This window comes from Paenibacillus sp. J31R109, assembly GCF_059692055.1.
Genome location: NZ_JCAUAR010000020.1, coordinates 70,078 through 86,331 on the forward strand (window position 1 = coordinate 70,078; position 16,254 = coordinate 86,331).

12 protein-coding genes are annotated in these 16,254 nt (G+C 40.7%); 8 read left to right on the forward strand and 4 right to left on the reverse strand.

From position 1 onward, the window contains the following. Window positions 1–72 precede the first annotated feature (72 nt). Window positions 73–747: a class I SAM-dependent methyltransferase gene (locus tag AC58QT_RS30920; RefSeq protein WP_497412345.1), complete on the reverse strand. Its 675-nt coding sequence runs from the start codon at window positions 745–747 to the stop codon at window positions 73–75. Between the two features lie 83 nt (window positions 748–830). Next, on the reverse strand, window positions 831–1,472 hold the full coding sequence (locus AC58QT_RS30925; RefSeq protein ID WP_497412346.1) for an aminotransferase: 642 nt from the start codon (window positions 1,470–1,472) through the stop codon (window positions 831–833). Window positions 1,473–1,756: 284 nt separating this feature from the next. Here AC58QT_RS30925 and AC58QT_RS30930 point away from each other — a divergent pair, with 284 nt between their 5' ends. The 4 genes from AC58QT_RS30930 (at window position 1,757) to rlmD (ending at window position 5,529) form a co-directional block, all read left to right on the forward strand. Then, a complete protein-coding gene (locus AC58QT_RS30930) occupies window positions 1,757–2,047 on the forward strand; it encodes a YerC/YecD family TrpR-related protein (protein WP_056612830.1) in 291 nt (96 codons plus the stop codon). Between the two features lie 161 nt (window positions 2,048–2,208). After that, window positions 2,209–2,991 carry a sirohydrochlorin chelatase gene (locus AC58QT_RS30935; protein WP_497412347.1) on the forward strand — a complete coding sequence of 261 codons (783 nt, stop codon included), beginning with the start codon at window positions 2,209–2,211 and terminating at the stop codon, window positions 2,989–2,991. A gap of 51 nt (window positions 2,992–3,042) precedes the next feature. Beyond that, window positions 3,043–3,969 carry a diacylglycerol kinase gene (locus AC58QT_RS30940; protein ID WP_497412384.1) on the forward strand — a complete coding sequence of 309 codons (927 nt, stop codon included), beginning with the start codon at window positions 3,043–3,045 and terminating at the stop codon, window positions 3,967–3,969. A gap of 69 nt (window positions 3,970–4,038) precedes the next feature. Further along, a complete protein-coding gene (gene rlmD, locus AC58QT_RS30945) occupies window positions 4,039–5,529 on the forward strand; it encodes a 23S rRNA (uracil(1939)-C(5))-methyltransferase RlmD (protein WP_497412348.1) in 1,491 nt (496 codons plus the stop codon). Between the two features lie 385 nt (window positions 5,530–5,914). Here rlmD and AC58QT_RS30950 read toward each other — a convergent pair whose 3' ends face one another. Both AC58QT_RS30950 and AC58QT_RS30955 read right to left on the reverse strand, forming a co-directional pair. Beyond that, entirely contained in the window at window positions 5,915–6,841 is a 927-nt protein-coding gene (locus tag AC58QT_RS30950) for an HNH endonuclease family protein (protein WP_497412349.1), read from the reverse strand. After that, window positions 6,838–9,507 (reverse strand): ATP-binding protein, encoded by a 2,670-nt coding sequence (locus AC58QT_RS30955; RefSeq protein ID WP_497412350.1) that lies wholly within the window; start codon window positions 9,505–9,507, stop codon window positions 6,838–6,840. Before AC58QT_RS30955 ends, AC58QT_RS30950 begins: the two co-directional genes overlap by 4 nt. A 610-nt stretch (window positions 9,508–10,117) precedes the next feature. Here AC58QT_RS30955 and AC58QT_RS30960 point away from each other — a divergent pair. From AC58QT_RS30960 to AC58QT_RS30975, 4 genes are all read left to right on the forward strand, one after another. Then, complete coding sequence (locus tag AC58QT_RS30960; RefSeq protein ID WP_497412351.1) at window positions 10,118–11,113, forward strand: HNH endonuclease; 996 nt, start codon at window positions 10,118–10,120, stop codon at window positions 11,111–11,113. 154 nt (window positions 11,114–11,267) lie between these two features. Further along, window positions 11,268–12,524, forward strand: a complete 1,257-nt coding sequence (locus AC58QT_RS30965) for a DNA cytosine methyltransferase (protein WP_497412352.1) — start codon at window positions 11,268–11,270, stop codon at window positions 12,522–12,524. A 67-nt stretch (window positions 12,525–12,591) separates the two neighbouring features. Continuing rightward, entirely contained in the window at window positions 12,592–14,907 is a 2,316-nt protein-coding gene (locus tag AC58QT_RS30970) for an ATP-binding protein (RefSeq protein WP_497412353.1), read from the forward strand. Then, a complete protein-coding gene (locus AC58QT_RS30975; RefSeq protein WP_497412354.1) occupies window positions 14,897–15,817 on the forward strand; it encodes a response regulator transcription factor in 921 nt (306 codons plus the stop codon). Before AC58QT_RS30970 ends, AC58QT_RS30975 begins: the two co-directional genes overlap by 11 nt. Window positions 15,818–16,254: the final 437 nt, after the last annotated feature.

A 16,254-nucleotide genomic window follows, 5' to 3' on the forward strand; every position in this document is an offset into this window, starting at 1 on the left:
GTGGATTAGATTTACGTACCAATAAGGCGATAGATTCCCTTCAAAAGGGGAAGCCATCGCCTTATTGGTATTCTAGGATTTCTTTTGTAATAGGGCACGGAAGCAGTAAAGTCCTCCCCAGAGATCGGTATTTAGTGCATCGGCTGGTTGTTCATAATCTACACTCCCGCAAAATTCGAACCCCGTAGTGTCAACGAGCTCCTGGAAATAACGCAAATTAACAGTGGGGTAGTCAAGTGTTAGTACGAGCCTACCATTGTCTTTCAATGTGCGATTGAACTCTAAAAGCGCCGCTATGGCATCAGTTGGATGAAGATGCTCCAAAACAGAAATGCAAAATATGGTATCAAACTTATTGTCCTCGTAAGGAAGCGAAGTAATACTAGCTTGAATATAGGAATGATTCATACGGAATTCGGCTGCGATTTGTTCGGCGGCATCTTCTCCGATATCGGTCTTAATCTCATTCAGTATGCTGTCGAAGGTGGAAATGGCGGGATCTAGGTCACAAGCGTAAGTGTCTCTACAGTGCCGTGCCAAATAGAATTTGAATGGATGCGAAATACCGCAGGCAGCGTCTAGCACAGTATCCGTAGGATTCGCAAAAGAGGCGCACCAGGCATATTCATAAGGGCGGCTCCACCAGGTTTTGGGCAATGGATAGATGAAATGGGGAACCGATGGGTCGGAGCTTTTAATAAAACGCGATTCCAATAGTGGTTGGGAAGATTGATTTGTCTTTGTCATGAGACAGCTCCTATTGTTTCTGAGATGAGGGACTGATAAGACAAAAAGCGGGAGGGTCCCCGCTTTTTCACTGTGTTGTTACGTTATCTGCGTTTGCGCTTAGCCGTGCCGGATGTAGGGCGGCCTTTGCGTCTCTTGCCTGTGCCGGATTTCTTACGGCGTTTGCGTTTTGGACGGAAGACTTCCTCCGTGTCGCCAGAAGCGACCTTCCCTTTGCCGATAGAGCCAAAGAGTGTCTTCACCATCGGTGCCATTTGCTGAAAGGTAGACATGAACTTCTGGACCTTGCCCATCGTGCCGATGATGCCGTCAATACCACCCATCCGCTCGACGAAGCCGGAGATTTGTTTCATATTTAAGCCGCTGAGCGGGTTCGAGGAACCTCCAGCAGCACCGCCGCCGCCACCAAGGAGATTGCTTAGGAAGTTACCGCCGCCACCTCCACCTCCACCGGCGTTGCCTCCGCCACCGCCAAATAGACCTCCGCCTGCATTGCCACCGCCGCCGCCGCCGAACAAACCTCCACCGGCGTTGCCGCCAGCAGGAGGGCCGCCGAAGAAGCCGCCACCGCCTTCAAAGCCGCCACCTCCACCGCCAAAGGGATTGCCACCGCCTAAGCCGGGGTATTGACCGAAGCCTTCACCTGGAAGGGTTAAGCTCCTTGTTTCCACTACTTCAGGACGATTTCCGCCATTACCAATAATTTGTTGTCTTGGGTTGGTCACTAGGATTCACGATCCTTTTTATCAGATTTGTCTCCTACAGGATATGTCACTTGCCTACCTTTGGTATGGACGAATGTCACGGGTCAGGGGGATTTGTTGTGCGAATGCACCTATTTTAAGGGCGCTTGTCATGGTATTGTCATTGTTTACCTCATTAACGCATAGAAATTTTAACGAATCGCAATCCTAAAGGAAGGAATTATACACGTCGCGTCGAATGATACACAGGAGCTTAAAGAAGTACCAATGAGCTAACATGCTTTTTGACCGGGAGTTGACAGCAGATGCAATTAAAAAAATTAAATGATAAAGCCATAGACCAGCTTTTCGAAGCTGTACTAACCTTGAAGGATATTGAAGAGTGTTACGTCTTTTTTGATGACTTGTGCACCGTGAATGAGATTCAGTCGCTTTCGCAGCGTCTTGAAGTAGCTCGTATGCTGCGCAAGGGATGCACGTATAACCAGATCGAAGCGGAAACAGGGGCTTCCACAGCTACCATTTCACGGGTCAAAAGGTGCCTGAATTACGGGAACGATGGTTATGTGTTGACGTTGGATCGTTTGAATCGTTAAATAATGACGCAGTTGAATGATAATAGACCTCCAAAGCCGCGAAGCGCAAGGGAGGTCTATTTCCTTTTGAACAGCAGACAGCAGCTTCAAATTGACATAGAGGAACACATTCTGTAGCATAGGAAGATAGGCTTAGTTCGTACGGGTGGGGGAATTTTAGAATGAAGAAATATGGTGTGCTGGTCATTAGCCATGGATCCCGTGATGAGGGTTGGGTTCAGCTAGTGGAAGATGCCGTGAACGCGGTTCGGATGCCGGATGCCATGCCCATATATGCGTCATATTTGGAGCTTGTCGAGGGTAAATTGATACAAGATGGGATAACCAACTTGGAAAAACAGGGCGTGACCGACATTATTGTCGTTCCGCTGTTCGTGTCCTCTGGGAGTACACATATTGATGAGATCAGCTACGCGTTAGGTGTTATTGCCCAGCCGTTGCTCGAAACCGACATGGAACTTATGGAGATCCAAGCACGGATTCATTTCACGTCGCCGATCGATGATCATCCCGATATTGCAGCTATTCTATATGGCAAAATCAAAGAGCTTTCGGTCTCGCCGCAGGAAGAGATTCTTTTATTGGTGGGGCATGGGAGTAAGGAAGATGGCTTCCATCAGAAATGGCACCAAGGACTGGAACGACTCGCGGAGCGGGTTCAACAACTGGGCGGCTTCGCCGAGGCGGATATTGCTATGCTTTTGCCGGATCAGCTGGCCGAGAAGATGGCCTGGTGGGCACGCGAGAAGCCGTCGTATAAAGTCATTGTGGCACCGCTTTTTTTAAGTGAAGGGTATTTTACACATAAAGTGATTCCTTCCCGATTGGAAGGGTTCACATACCAATATCATGGACAGGCTTTGTTGCCAAGTCCGCAAATTTCCGAATGGATTGAGGGGCAGATAGCCTCCGTATTCCCATCAGGTGAACAGGGGATGAACTGAGTGGTCAAACGAGCACGATTGATCTATAATCCGACTTCAGGCCGGGAAGAAATGAAAAAAAGATTGCCCGAAATTCTCCAGCGCTTAGAACGCGGCGGGTTCGAGACCTCCGCTCACGCGACCATTGGTGAAGGCGATGCGACACTCGCAGCGACTGAGGCTGTGCGACGGGGATTCGATTTAATTATCGCGGCTGGCGGCGATGGCACCATCTGTGAAGTCGTCAACGGCATGGCCGAAAGAGAAGGCAGGCCGCCGCTGGGCATTTTGCCGCTGGGGACGACGAATGATTTTGCGCGTGCGCTCGGTATTCCCAAGAATTTGGAATATGCCTGCGACCTCATCATTCAGCAGTATACAACCTCGATTGATGTAGGCAAAATCAACAACCGTTACTTCATTAATATCGCTGGCGGCGGTTCAATGACCGAGCTGACCTATGAAGTCCCAAGCAAACTCAAAACCATGATCGGCCAGTTGGCCTATTATATGAAGGGACTCGAGAAGCTGCCTAGGCTGAAGCCCATCGAGCTCTATATCAAAGCCGGCGATCGCGAGATGCATGAAGAAGTCATGCTCTTCCTCGTGGGCAACACCAACTCCGTTGGTGGGTTTGAGAAGTTGGCTCCAGAAGCGAATATTAACGACGGTATGTTTGATGTGATTATATTGAAGAAATGCAATCTGGCAGAGTTCATCCGCATCGTCACACTGGCGCTGCGCGGCGAGCATTTGAGTGATCCGAACTTGATTTATTTTCAGACGAATCATATCGAAATTAATTCTCCGGACTACGTTCAGTTGAACCTAGACGGTGAGTTTGGCGGTACGTTGCCTTGCGTGATGACGAATTTGCAGAGCCATTTGCAGGTGATTGTGGATGAGTCGGGGCAGTCGATTTATAAAAAGAAATTTTTAGAGACATTGACCACGCCGTTTCATTTGAAGGGGCATGGGAATGGGCATGATGAGGAGTAGGGTTGGAAATGCGAGACACCAACACCAAAGAATAATGATTAATTTTAGGTAGAATTAAGTGAGGTTATTATGAAAACAAAAGGTACGTCTGGCTCCGCGCCAGGTAAACATAGAGGTAGTGGCAGGTCAGCAGGGAAAAAAGAAGTGCCCGCTTGGATGGCTGGCTTGCCTGTGCAAATCGGGCAGCAATACGAGGCTGAGATCATTGGGATCAGCCATGATGGCGAAGGGGTGGGCCGTGTGAACGGCTTTACCCTTTTTGTCGCGGGGGCGCTGCCGGGTGAGCGTGCGTTGGTTCGCGTGGAACATTTGAAGAAACAGTACGGGTATGCTCGTCTGGTAGAGATGATTGCTGTGAGTCCGGATCGTATTGCTCCCGACTGTGTGATTTATGATGAATGTGGCGGCTGTCAGCTGCAGCATTTGAGTTATGAGGCGCAGCTTCGCGTGAAGCGGCAGCAGGTAGTGGATAATTTGGTGCGGATTGGGAAGTTGGGGGTTGCGGGGGAAAACAGCGAAGGAATCGTTGTTCATCCCACGTTGGGGATGACCGATCCGTGGAGATATCGGAACAAGGCTCAGGTTCCTTTTGGGGAAGAGCAGGGTGGACTCATCGGCGGATTCTATGCGCAGGGCAGCCATCGCATCATTGATATGGAAGAGTGCTTGATTCAGCATGGGGCTAACGACGAAGTCGTGGCGCGTGTGAAAGAGATTGGCTCGCGCTTAGGCATTCGCGCTTACAGTGAAGAGACGGGATCTGGGCTGCTGCGCCATGTCGTTGTCAAAGTCGGCTTCCGTACGGGCGAGGTCATGGTTGTTTTGGTGACCAATGGGACTGAGATTCCGCGTGTGGATGAGTGGATTGCTGGCATTCGCGAGGCTCTGCCTGCGGTGAAGAGCATTTGCCATAACATTAATGTGAGACAGACGAATGTTATTTTTGGGGATGAGACGCGCGTCTTGTGGGGAAGCGAAGTCATTTATGACTATATCGGCGAAGTGAAATTTGCCATTTCCGCGCGATCCTTCTTTCAAGTGAACCCCGTCCAGACGGAAGTCTTGTACGGGAAGGCACTAGAGTACGCCGCTTTGACAGGCGGCGAAACGGTTGTCGATGCCTACTGCGGCATCGGCACAATCTCCCTGTTCCTGGCGCAGCGCGCGGGACAGGTGTACGGCGTCGAGATCGTCGAAGAGGCGATCTCCGATGCACGTAAGAATGCCGAGTTAAACGGCATGACGAACGTGCACTTCGAGGCAGGACCCGCCGAGGTTGTCCTGCCGGAGTGGACACGTCAGGGTGTCCGGCCTGACGTGATCGTGGTCGACCCGCCGCGCAAGGGCTGCGACCCGGCGCTGCTGGCGACCATCCTCGAGCTGCGGCCGCAGCGCGTGGTGTACGTGTCGTGCTCCGCATCGACACTCGCGCGCGACCTGCGCGTGCTGGTCGATGGCGGGTACGGCGTCGCGAAGGTGACGCCGGTGGATATGTTTCCTTGGACGGTGCATGTGGAGTCGGTGGCGTTGTTGGAGAGGGATGTTGTAGCCAACAAATAAAGACCTGATATTCAAAATAAACCAGTGACAAAAATCAAATAAGTCCTGCTAATGCGGAAATAGGTGTGGGTAGAGGTTAGAATAGAAAGCCAAAAGAACCGAGTGAAAATCAGGTCCTAACCTGGAATCACTCGGTTTTTCTTTTTGTCAGGGCAAAGGTATTAGACAATGCAAGAAAGCAGGCTATTTTATCGCCGAGGTAAAATTATCCCTGATTATTCAAGGCTTATTTTTAATTGTGAACTCAATCAATTATTCGGCTCGATCATGATCCAATTGGTTTTCCTCAATTGTTTTCCAACAATAACCCTAGGTAGAAAGCGTGAACAATAATAGAAGTGCCTATGCTTACATATCAATTTCTTTTCCCGTATGAGGATTAAGTTTAATTGTAGATTTTCAGCTCCTTGTGCAGATCATGCATCATCTTCCCAAGCGGCTTTGTCCTCATCGCTTCTTTTGTGATTTTGGGACCAAAGACCATTTTCCTGATTTCTAAATCAGTCAAACCGACTCGACCCAGCATCGTTTGAAGCTCATCCTTCTGCGTTCTGTTGTACATCTGTTGCTTTTCGATTAATGCCAGCACTTCATCGCCATGTATTTGATAAGCTTCGCGAATTCTCATTCCTTGTATATTGTTTTCTAGATTCCCTTTGGCGTCGATAATGATCTCCACTTCGTTTAGAGCGCTCCTTTGATAGGAGAAAGTTAAGTCTTCAGCCCAATTAATAGAGCTGTCGTATGGGGAAGCAAAGATCAATGCCTTGCTGCTCTTAACTCTATTACAATTGCCACAAACGGGAATAAGGTTGTAGAGGCAGATGGAGAACAAAGGGAAAGTTGATCTGTTGAAAAAATGATCCAGTTGTGCCCCCGAAACGTTCTCCGCTCTACTGTTAATGTAATCTCTGTTGCAATAAGGGCAGACGGTAAGACCAGCTCTCCGTACTATTCTTACACGCAACGATGTCCCACCTACGACGGAACCTGCAAGACTCGTGTAAGAGTCATGAATTGTTTTATACATCCCTCTCATCGGAGGTTTTTTTTTATTTGAATCTCTAAAACATTCCTGATTCATGATATCAATTGTCTTGCTGGCGATATATGCTTGCGCCGCTATCAATTTTTCTAAAGGAGCAAGAATTAAGAACTGAAATTCGTCCTGGCTACCCGTGAAAAAGTCAGGTGGCATGTATTTTTTACAACTGGCCACGATCTTCCTTCGAACGGAAGCATCTATTCTATCTCCAACAGCTTTCCAATATTCATTTTTAAATGTATCCGAATAAGATTCCAGTTGAATCATTTTCTCTCGCCCTCGCTTAACCGCTTGATCTCGCGATCAAGATCAGCCCGTTGTCGTAACAATAATTCTAATTCAGAAGGTTGTTCTAACTTGGATGTGCTGAGCGTGTCCAACAGTTTTTCCCTATAGACAGGCTCGCCGATTTTATTAATCAAAAGGCGTATCTTTTTCGAATAGTCCACTGGAGCTATAGGCCCTTCAAAATATCGGCTTAACTCTTTACCGATAAGGCTTACTTCGTCTTCTTTAAGACAAAGCCAATCAATAATCTGTTCAATCAGTTCTCTACTATACTCGCCGATAGTGTAAGACATAAAAAAATTGTGTTTGAGCAGTTTATGAATATTTTGCCCAAAGGTTTGGTCAAACTCCTGCTGTTCTTTTGAAAGATAAGTGATATCCTCGCTGAGAATATCTGAAATCATAAATGGCGAATTCGTCGTGATCACGATTTGAATTTGGGATTCTATACTAGTGCTGTGTATGAAGTTTATGAGCATAGTAACAAACTTTCGCTGCCACTCAGGATGGTAATAGAGCTCTCCTTCATCGATGAATAGAAGTGCTGTCTCCCACTCTTGCAGCACCTCATCTTGGCTAAAGACGTTCGTTCCGATGTAAGGCCCCAAACGTTCGGCATATTTCCGATGACCTTCCAGAAACCAGTAAAGCTTTGCCAAGAAAGAAAACTTGGCATATTGTCCCGATGAGAAGTGTTTCAGTTTGGCATCTGGCGCTGTAAAGAATGGTTGAAGAGATGCGAGCTTCTTATCCACATTCGTTGCCGTAAGCCCGACCTCTTCCAGACCGAGTAATTCGCTTTTTATCGTAAATACCTTGTCTTCCGGCATATCGAAATACTTTTGCAGCTCTCCCTGTGGTAAACAGGCCAAAAATGTCAGTTGATAGCACAAGTCTCGATTGATCGATCTTAAAGGGTTATCCCACTCAGCTGATTCCATGTCTTTGCGCTTTTGTATAAAACTTGAAGCTTCTGAATAATCGGCTTGTCCAAAATGGTTAAGAGATAGGGCTAGTTTTTCTTTGTCGCTTTTGTCCCTATGTGCTATGGCTCCATCCGAAAAGAGGTTATCTTGATGAACGCTAAGCATATTCGAGAAATAGACGACTTTGCCCAATTCATTGACGCTCGTATAAGATTTGCTATCAAATGGTTTTGCTGCCGAAGCAGTTGCATCTATAATATTGGTCAAATAATAAGGCTGATCGCCTAAGTGAAATACGACAAAAAACTCACTACCGCTGTCCAGTATACCATAGGCCTCATAATCGATTTCCCTGACATACCCCTGATTACACGTGATTTGTTGCTCATCGATCAAGTGGAGGAGTCTGAAAAATGTACCTCTTAAAAAATCCACAGTGCTCGTTTTCCCTGTCCCATTTTTACCAACTAAACAGGAGAGAGAATAAATATTCTCTCCATAGAAATGCGAGATATCAGGTGATTCTAGCACTGAATTAAGCTCATTTGTATTTGTGTTATAGGTGAATCGGTGATCGAAATCGACCAATTGTTTTTGCAATCCTCTATATCGATGAAGGAAAAGGAGCGAAAATGTCAGACGATGATGCTGAGGGTCAGCTTGCTCGTCGTGGTCTCCGTTAATAAATTCTAACAATTTCTGATTAGAATTCATGGCACGATATTGATCTAGCATCCAATCGTTGTAAATAAACTCAAAATGAAATTCGGTACGTCGCATATCCAAATAAGCTACCGAAACCTGCTTTTGGGCAATATGCAGACGAATGTAAATGATTTCCTTTCCATCAACAACGAATTGTTGGTCTATTGAGCATTGATGCGTCCAGTAGGCGTAAGTACTCTCTAGATCATCGTTAAAAATAAGTCCTATGTTACCTGCCTTCAACGTTTGTGAGGAAGAGAGATAATTTCTACTAAGGTGCTCTTGATTTCCGTATTTGCTGTAAAGGTCACTGTTCATGACATTAGCTAGAATCAGACTGTCTAAGTAACTGAATTTATATGTCTGTTTCTCTTCTACTGTCATAGAAGCGTTGTCAATGATCGTAAAAACCTGATGACGATAAACTTTCTCATTGATGATCCTGTATAACTCATATTTCTGAAGTAATTGATCAATTATGTCTATCGGCAGACGACCGATGTTCTCCTTAATTAATTCAATGCCTCTGAACGCAAATCCGGTATCGCTCGATGTCCCCGCGTTGGAGACATGTCTGAATAAGGCAGATACAATATTATCTTTGTTTTGTAATAGGCCATCATTAGCGGGGTAAAACTTGCAGAGCAACTTAATGGCTTCCTGATTGTCGGAAAAACTTCCATAAAACTTGTTGTAGAAACTCACCAGGCCGGAGTAAAGCAGCTTTTCAATATACGAATCTTTTAAAATGGAAATACCCTCTGCTGAATTGTTTCCAAGGGCACTGTAGAAGCCATAAGAAATATGTCGCTGGGTCAGTAAAGTTTGATACTCTTCATATTCTTTAAGCTCGTTATGGCTTGTAATCATGGAGGAGATAAGCTGCTTGGCGAAAAATCTTACATTATTCTCGTAAGTATCTGTCACGAAGTTCTTACGATTCTCTGCTTCAATAGCCTCTTCTTCCAGAGAAAATGCATCGTTGAGTATGGATAAGAGCTGTTCTATGTCCATAGAATCAATGTTATTTAATAAAGTAGCCCCTTTAGGTACTTCGTTTTTAAAAAAGTTAATCTTATTTTTAATCTCTGTTAACCATTGTCATGCCAATGTGAATCGCTCCTTAATGGTAATTTTGTCCATTATACTGATGATTCTGTATTTAATAGTATATCAAAATTTGTCATTTCGGGTATTAGAAGATCAGAAAATACAACATAACTCGACAGCAAATGCAAAACTAGAGTGTGAACTCCGTTTGATTCTAGGCAGTCCGTCAAAATATTCCACTGTGCTATGTCTAAACTAAACTGATAAAACTTTTGGGAAGGGAATAAGCCAAAAATTCTTTTCAACATGTACGAATGAGTATTGGAGAAAAATATTGTTTTTTTGTAATTAGTACTAACAACTTAAGTTTTATGGCGGTATTGCCTAATGAGTAGTTCGAAAATCTTAACATTATTGTAAACTCATAGTGGAAGGAGTAGATGAGGCGAAAAGTAACTATTAGGCCGGAGTGACTATAAAAATAGTTCAAAAGTTTTGAATTGAGGAAGGATGGATAATGTTGGGTGTCGAATAATGTAAATTAATACATATATAGTTTTAAGGGGTGAAGCTTATGTTAGAATCATTTAACTCCCTTTGCGAGTTTAGGAGATTAAATCCAGGTACTAAGGGAAGTGCAATGCTCAGTAACGACCCCGTACTAGAGGGTGTAAAAAAAGATCTATCGTCCGTAGTAGATTGGCTCAAAGATAGGTTTCAGGGTTATAAGGGTGTAACCTATACTTTTGAACAATCAAAAGGGATAGCAAGGTTTCCTAGTATATTCCATGTCTCGCTTTTACCCCCAGGTCAACAGGTATCTAAAGGGATATATGTTGTAATTTGTTTTGATATAAAAGGAAGAGGCGCATTAATTGGTTGCGCAGAATCTAAAACAAATCCCCAAGGATTGAATAGAATTCTACGTTCAAAAAATAAAGATTTACTAATAGATGTAGATGGAAGAAGACCAACAACAAAATATAATGATGTTTTTGAGAATCCTAAAGAGTTTTATTTTGAAAGGTCCACTATAGAGGAAATAGAAGAACATTTGAAGGAATCGTTAGAGCTATGTCTTTATCATTTGAAACTAATTCAAGATAAAGAATCAGATCTTAAAATTTCGACATTGGTCCAAGCTAATTCCGATCTTCCTTTTAATCCTGAAAACATTAATAACGCAAAAGAGAAAATAGCGAGGTACATCTCATATAGAAGAGGTCAAAAGAAATTTAGAGAAAAGCTTCTTGCGGCATATAATGGTAGATGCGCAGTAACTGGTTGTGACGTTCTTGAAACCCTAGAAGCAGCACATATTGTTCCGTACCATGGCGAGGAAACAAACAATAGTACTAATGGACTGTTATTAAGAGGGGATATTCATACCTTGTTTGATCTTGGATTGATTACAATAAATTCAGGAACCTTAACAGTTAGAGTATCTAGTCAATTAAATACATCTATCTACTGGTACCTACATAATCAAAAACTGAATTTACCTGAAAAAAAGTCTCTATTCCCTAGTGAAAAAGCCATAGAATACCATAATCGTAACTTTCAAGATTAATTTTGGGAAATAATATAGGGGATAGTTTAAATGAACCTATTCAAACTTTTTAATTGAAAAAAATGATATAATAACGCATTTGTCTTTCAATCTATGAAATACATTAATAATATGCTATCCTGGTTCTAGATAAACCATTGACAGGTGGATAGTGATGACAATGAGCAAAGAAAAAAAATATACTGTTCTAGATCTCTTTTGCGGTGCAGGCGGAATGTCAGAGGGATTCATGCAAGCGGGATTCTACATTCCATTTGCTAGCGATTATAGTAAAGAAGCAGCGGAAACGTATAAAAATCGACACGCGCAGTTAGGCCATGAGCTTACTTTCTTTCAAGGAGATATTAGAAGTCTCTCAAGAAAGCCTAAGCTTGCCGAATTCTTAAATGGGGCTTCAATCGATGTAATTGTAGGAGGGCCTCCGTGCCAAGGATTTAGTCTTTCAGGGAAAAGGGATGAAAATGACCCCAGAAATAAAATGTTTCTTGAATATTTAAAAATTGTTAAGAGTGTGCAGCCAAAATATTTTGTTATGGAAAATGTTGAGGGTATTTTATCGTATAGGTTTACAAAGATTAGAGGAGTTTCTGGTAAGGTCTATATAAACGAGCTTGCGTCAAAAATTATTGAGGAAGAAGCACTTAAACTAGGCTATAGAGTCCAATGTCTTCAATTAAATGCAAAAGACTATGGTGTTCCACAAAATAGGCCGCGGGTAATTTTTATTGCAAATAAGGTTGAAAAAAAAGGTAAAGAATATATTGATGTAGTTCCTAGGCCAAGCCTACCTAAAAAAAGAGAGAAAATAGTTACTGTTCAAGAGGCAATTTCTGATTTAAGCTTCTTGAAAAATGGAGAGAGTTCAACTAATTATAATGAAGAATTTGAGCAAACTGCCTATCAATCAATGTTAAGAAATGGTCTTACTCCAGGGGCTAATAATAGAACTATAAGATGCGAAGAGTTGTTGAATCATAAAGCATCAAAACATTTAGAAAAAACGGTAGATAGATTCAAAAAATTAAACCCGGGTGAGACTATCGCCGAGCTATTAAACAGACTTGATGAAGTGGATTATGATTATTATTTTACTAAGAAATATAGATGTTCTAAGTTAGATAGAGATCAAGTTTCCCCTACTGTACTAACTCTCCCAGATGATATTATTCATTACGAGGAAAGTAATCCAAGGATTCTTACTGTGAGGGAGTTTGCGAGACTTCAATCATTTGATGACAGTTTTGAGTTTTGCGGTAAACGAACAACAGGTGGAGATAGAAGAAAATTTGAGACTCCTCAGTATACTCAGGTCGGGAATGCAGTACCTCCTTTATTTGCTAGAGCTATTGCGGTGGAAGTAATGTGTGCTTTACAACAAATAGAGACTACCAGAGAGGCAGTAATTATTTAGAAGCAGTTTCAAGTTAAGGATTGTCTAAATGATATTTAAAAAATCTCTGTCTAAGAGAGTGATGAAAATGGAAAAAGATACGGTTAACTTTAAAATAAGTTCTGGATTAAAAAACCTTATTGGTAAAGAGTTAATTACTGATGAGCTTATTGCAATATTTGAGTTAGTTAAAAATTCATTTGATGCACATGCGAAGAGTGTGAAAATTTTTTTTGAGAACATATATTCTAATAGGGATGCTCGAATAATAATTGTCGATACAGGAAAAGGCATGGATATTACTGATATAGAAGAAAAATGGTTGTTTGTAGCTTATTCAGCCAAAAAAGATGGATCCGAAGATAATAACGAATTGGATGATTATCGGAATACGTTAAAGGGACATCGAGGTTACGCAGGAGCAAAAGGAGTAGGCCGGTTTTCTTGTGATCGACTAGGAAGTAAATTAAATTTAATAACAATAAAGGATAAACCAGAATCTCTTATAGAAAATATTAAGATTAACTGGGAAGACTTCGAAAAAGATTCTAAAGAAGAATTCTTTGAAATCGAACTTGAGCATAACGTACTTCAATCACATAGCTATGAGATATATCACGGAACTATTTTAGAAATATTAGATTTGCGAGATACATGGGATAGAACCAAACTTCTGAAATTAAAACAATCTCTGGAAAAATTAATTAATCCTAATCAACAAAGTGATGAGTTCTCAATTGAACTAATAGTTAATGAAGAATTAGAAAAAGATGCTAGTATAAAAGATCCACGCAAGAAAATTAATGGCTTTGTAAATAATACTATCTTTGAAGTTCTAAAAGTAAAAACAACTCGAATAAATACATTAGTATCTGAAGATGGAAGTAAAATAACTACCACTTTAGAAGATCGTGGGAAATTAATCTATAAAACAGTTGAAAACAACCCTTTTTCTATTTCAGGTGTTGAGATTGAACTCTTCTATTTAAATCAAACAGCGAAGATCAATTTCACTAAGTTAATGGGGATTCGCCCAGTTAGATATGGATCCATTTTTATGTATAAAAACGGTTTTAGAATCTATCCTTTTGGTGAAGTGGGAGAAGATCCTCTGAAACTTGATGCTAGAAAAACACAAGGTCATAGTAGATATTTGGGTAATCGTGAACTAATAGGACGAATTGAAATAGTAGACCATAAAGATTCATTTATTGAAACAACAAGTAGAGATGGCGGTTTAATAAAGAATCACAATTATGAAGATCTTGTACAATTTTTTTATGATAAGGCTTTGAAAAAATTAGAGAGATATGTAGTTAATATTATAAGATGGGGTGAGCCCTACAGACTCAATAAAGATGATGAAGAAAAGCAACCAGCATTAAACCCTGAAGATGTGAAAAACGATATTCAAGGTATTATAAAAAATTTATCGGCATCCGATGAGATACTTTCGATTGAATTCGATGATGATTTTTTAGCCATTATTGAAGAAAGGCAAGAAAATAGTGTTACTAGAACACTAACTGATCTAACGGCAAAAGCTGTAGTCTCTTCTGATGACCCTTCATTACATTTAGGCCTGGAAAAGCTAGGTAGAAAAGTAAATAAGTTAATAGATGAAAGAAATCAATTTGAAATAGAGACTGAGGAAAAAACTGTAGAGTTAAAGAAAACTACTAAAGAATTGGAGCAAATTAATAATCAAAATCTTTTCTTAAAATCAATTGCTTCAGCTGATATTAAGGAAATAGCAAGCTTACAACATCATATAGATCATGGAACTGTGAAGATTACTCGTAATCTAACAAAGCTTGCAATTGCAATTGAAAATGATGCACCAAAATCTGAATTGATGAGCTATGTTGAGAGAATAAGTCTAGAAAATAATAAAATTTCCACCATAGCAAGATTTGTTACTAAAGCAAATTTTAATACTACATCAAAAAGTTTAACGCGTGACTTAGTGCAATTTGTTAATGAGTATATTGAGAATGTTTATAAAGACTATGAAGATTTACGAATTAATAACCAATTATTAAGTGTAGATATTTCTACACCAGAGAATCTTTCGTTTGTGTGTAGATTTAAACCGCTGGAAATTATAATAATAATTGATAATCTACTAAGTAATTCATATAAAGCAAATTCTAAAGAAATTTCTATCTCGTGGAAGAAAAATTCTGATTCGAAGCTGCTACTCTACTATCAAGATGATGGTAAAGGAATACCTGAGAGTATTATAGGTAAGATTTTTGAATTTGGATTTACAACAACTGATGGTTCAGGTCTAGGTCTATATCATGTTAAGCAAATGATCGAGAGTATGGGTGGAAAAATAACAGTGAATAACAAAGTGGAAAAAGGTGTTCAGTTTATTCTGGAGGTACATCATGGGGCTTAACTATAAGATTTTGTGGTTTGAAGATGACGTTGAAATAGTCGAAGAAAACAAAAAAGAATTAGTAGAATTGCTAGCTAACTATGGTTTAAAGTTAGAGATTCTTCATAAGGATAATGGAATGGATTTGGATAGTTACATCGATGAAGGATTCGATCTAATATTGACTGATTTGAATTTAAATGATGAAGACACTGGGGATAAAATTATTGCAAGGATTCGGGATCATAGTATCTTAACTGAAGTGCTTTTTTATTCTAGCAATGTTAAAGAGATAAACAATATAATACAGAGACATGAATGGGTCGAGAGGGTCTCTTTTGCAGTTGGAGCTGGTCAAGTACAGAACAAGATCAAGCAATTAGTGTCCCTTACCATAAAGAAGTTACAAGAAGTAAATACTGTAAGAGGATTGGTTATGGCTGAGACAAGTGATTTAGATTTGAAGATGACTGAGCTTTTAACGGACTTTTTTGATACTTTTAGTGACAGTGAACTAAAAAAGCAAGAGTTAATCAATTCCACTGTGAATAATAGACATGATAGACTTGAAAAATTAAAAAAGACTCAGCCTACTGATATTAATCAATTTTGTGAACGACTTGATGCAGCAGATAGACTCAATGCTATTGTTAGGTTAATTAACCATACTGATAATAAGTTAAGTGAAAAACATTTTAATAATAATAAAGAAACATTAAGTAAATATGTAGAAGAGATACTGAATATAAGAAACGCTTTAGCTCATGCAAAAGAATTTTTTGTCGATGGACGAAAGGGTGTTAAAAGTACTGTAAATCAAGTTGAAATATTTTTTGATGACGATTCATGTAAAAAAATAAGAAAAGATATTAGTAATCACAGAAGCAATTTAGAAGAGATTCATCTAAAGGTACAAGGCTTGAAACTATAACCAATATTTCTTGTTGCTTTTCCTAAAACAAAAAGAGCACATAAACCATTCTACTTTAACGTCAAACAGCTGGCTACGAAGAGGAATATTGAAGCAATTATAATTGCTACATTTTGGGCATTTCGCTGAGATAGTTCTTTTCATAATAGCTTCCCCCTGTAGCTAACTGTATTTCCTGTTGGATAAAGAGATATACCTCTTAAAGATATATTTTTTGATCCTAAAAAATATTCCTTGTGAACTTATAACCAGATACTTTATTGTTTCAAACAGTTGGAATCAATTTAGCTCTCAACCTACTCCAAGCTTCAAAGCAAGATAAATGCTTATCACCAAGAGATCTGGCCAAGGCTTAGCGGAGAAGTTCTTGGATCAATTCATCATGGATAGTCCAGAGAAAGCATACGATCGGACAACTAAGCCAAGAGGCAACAAAG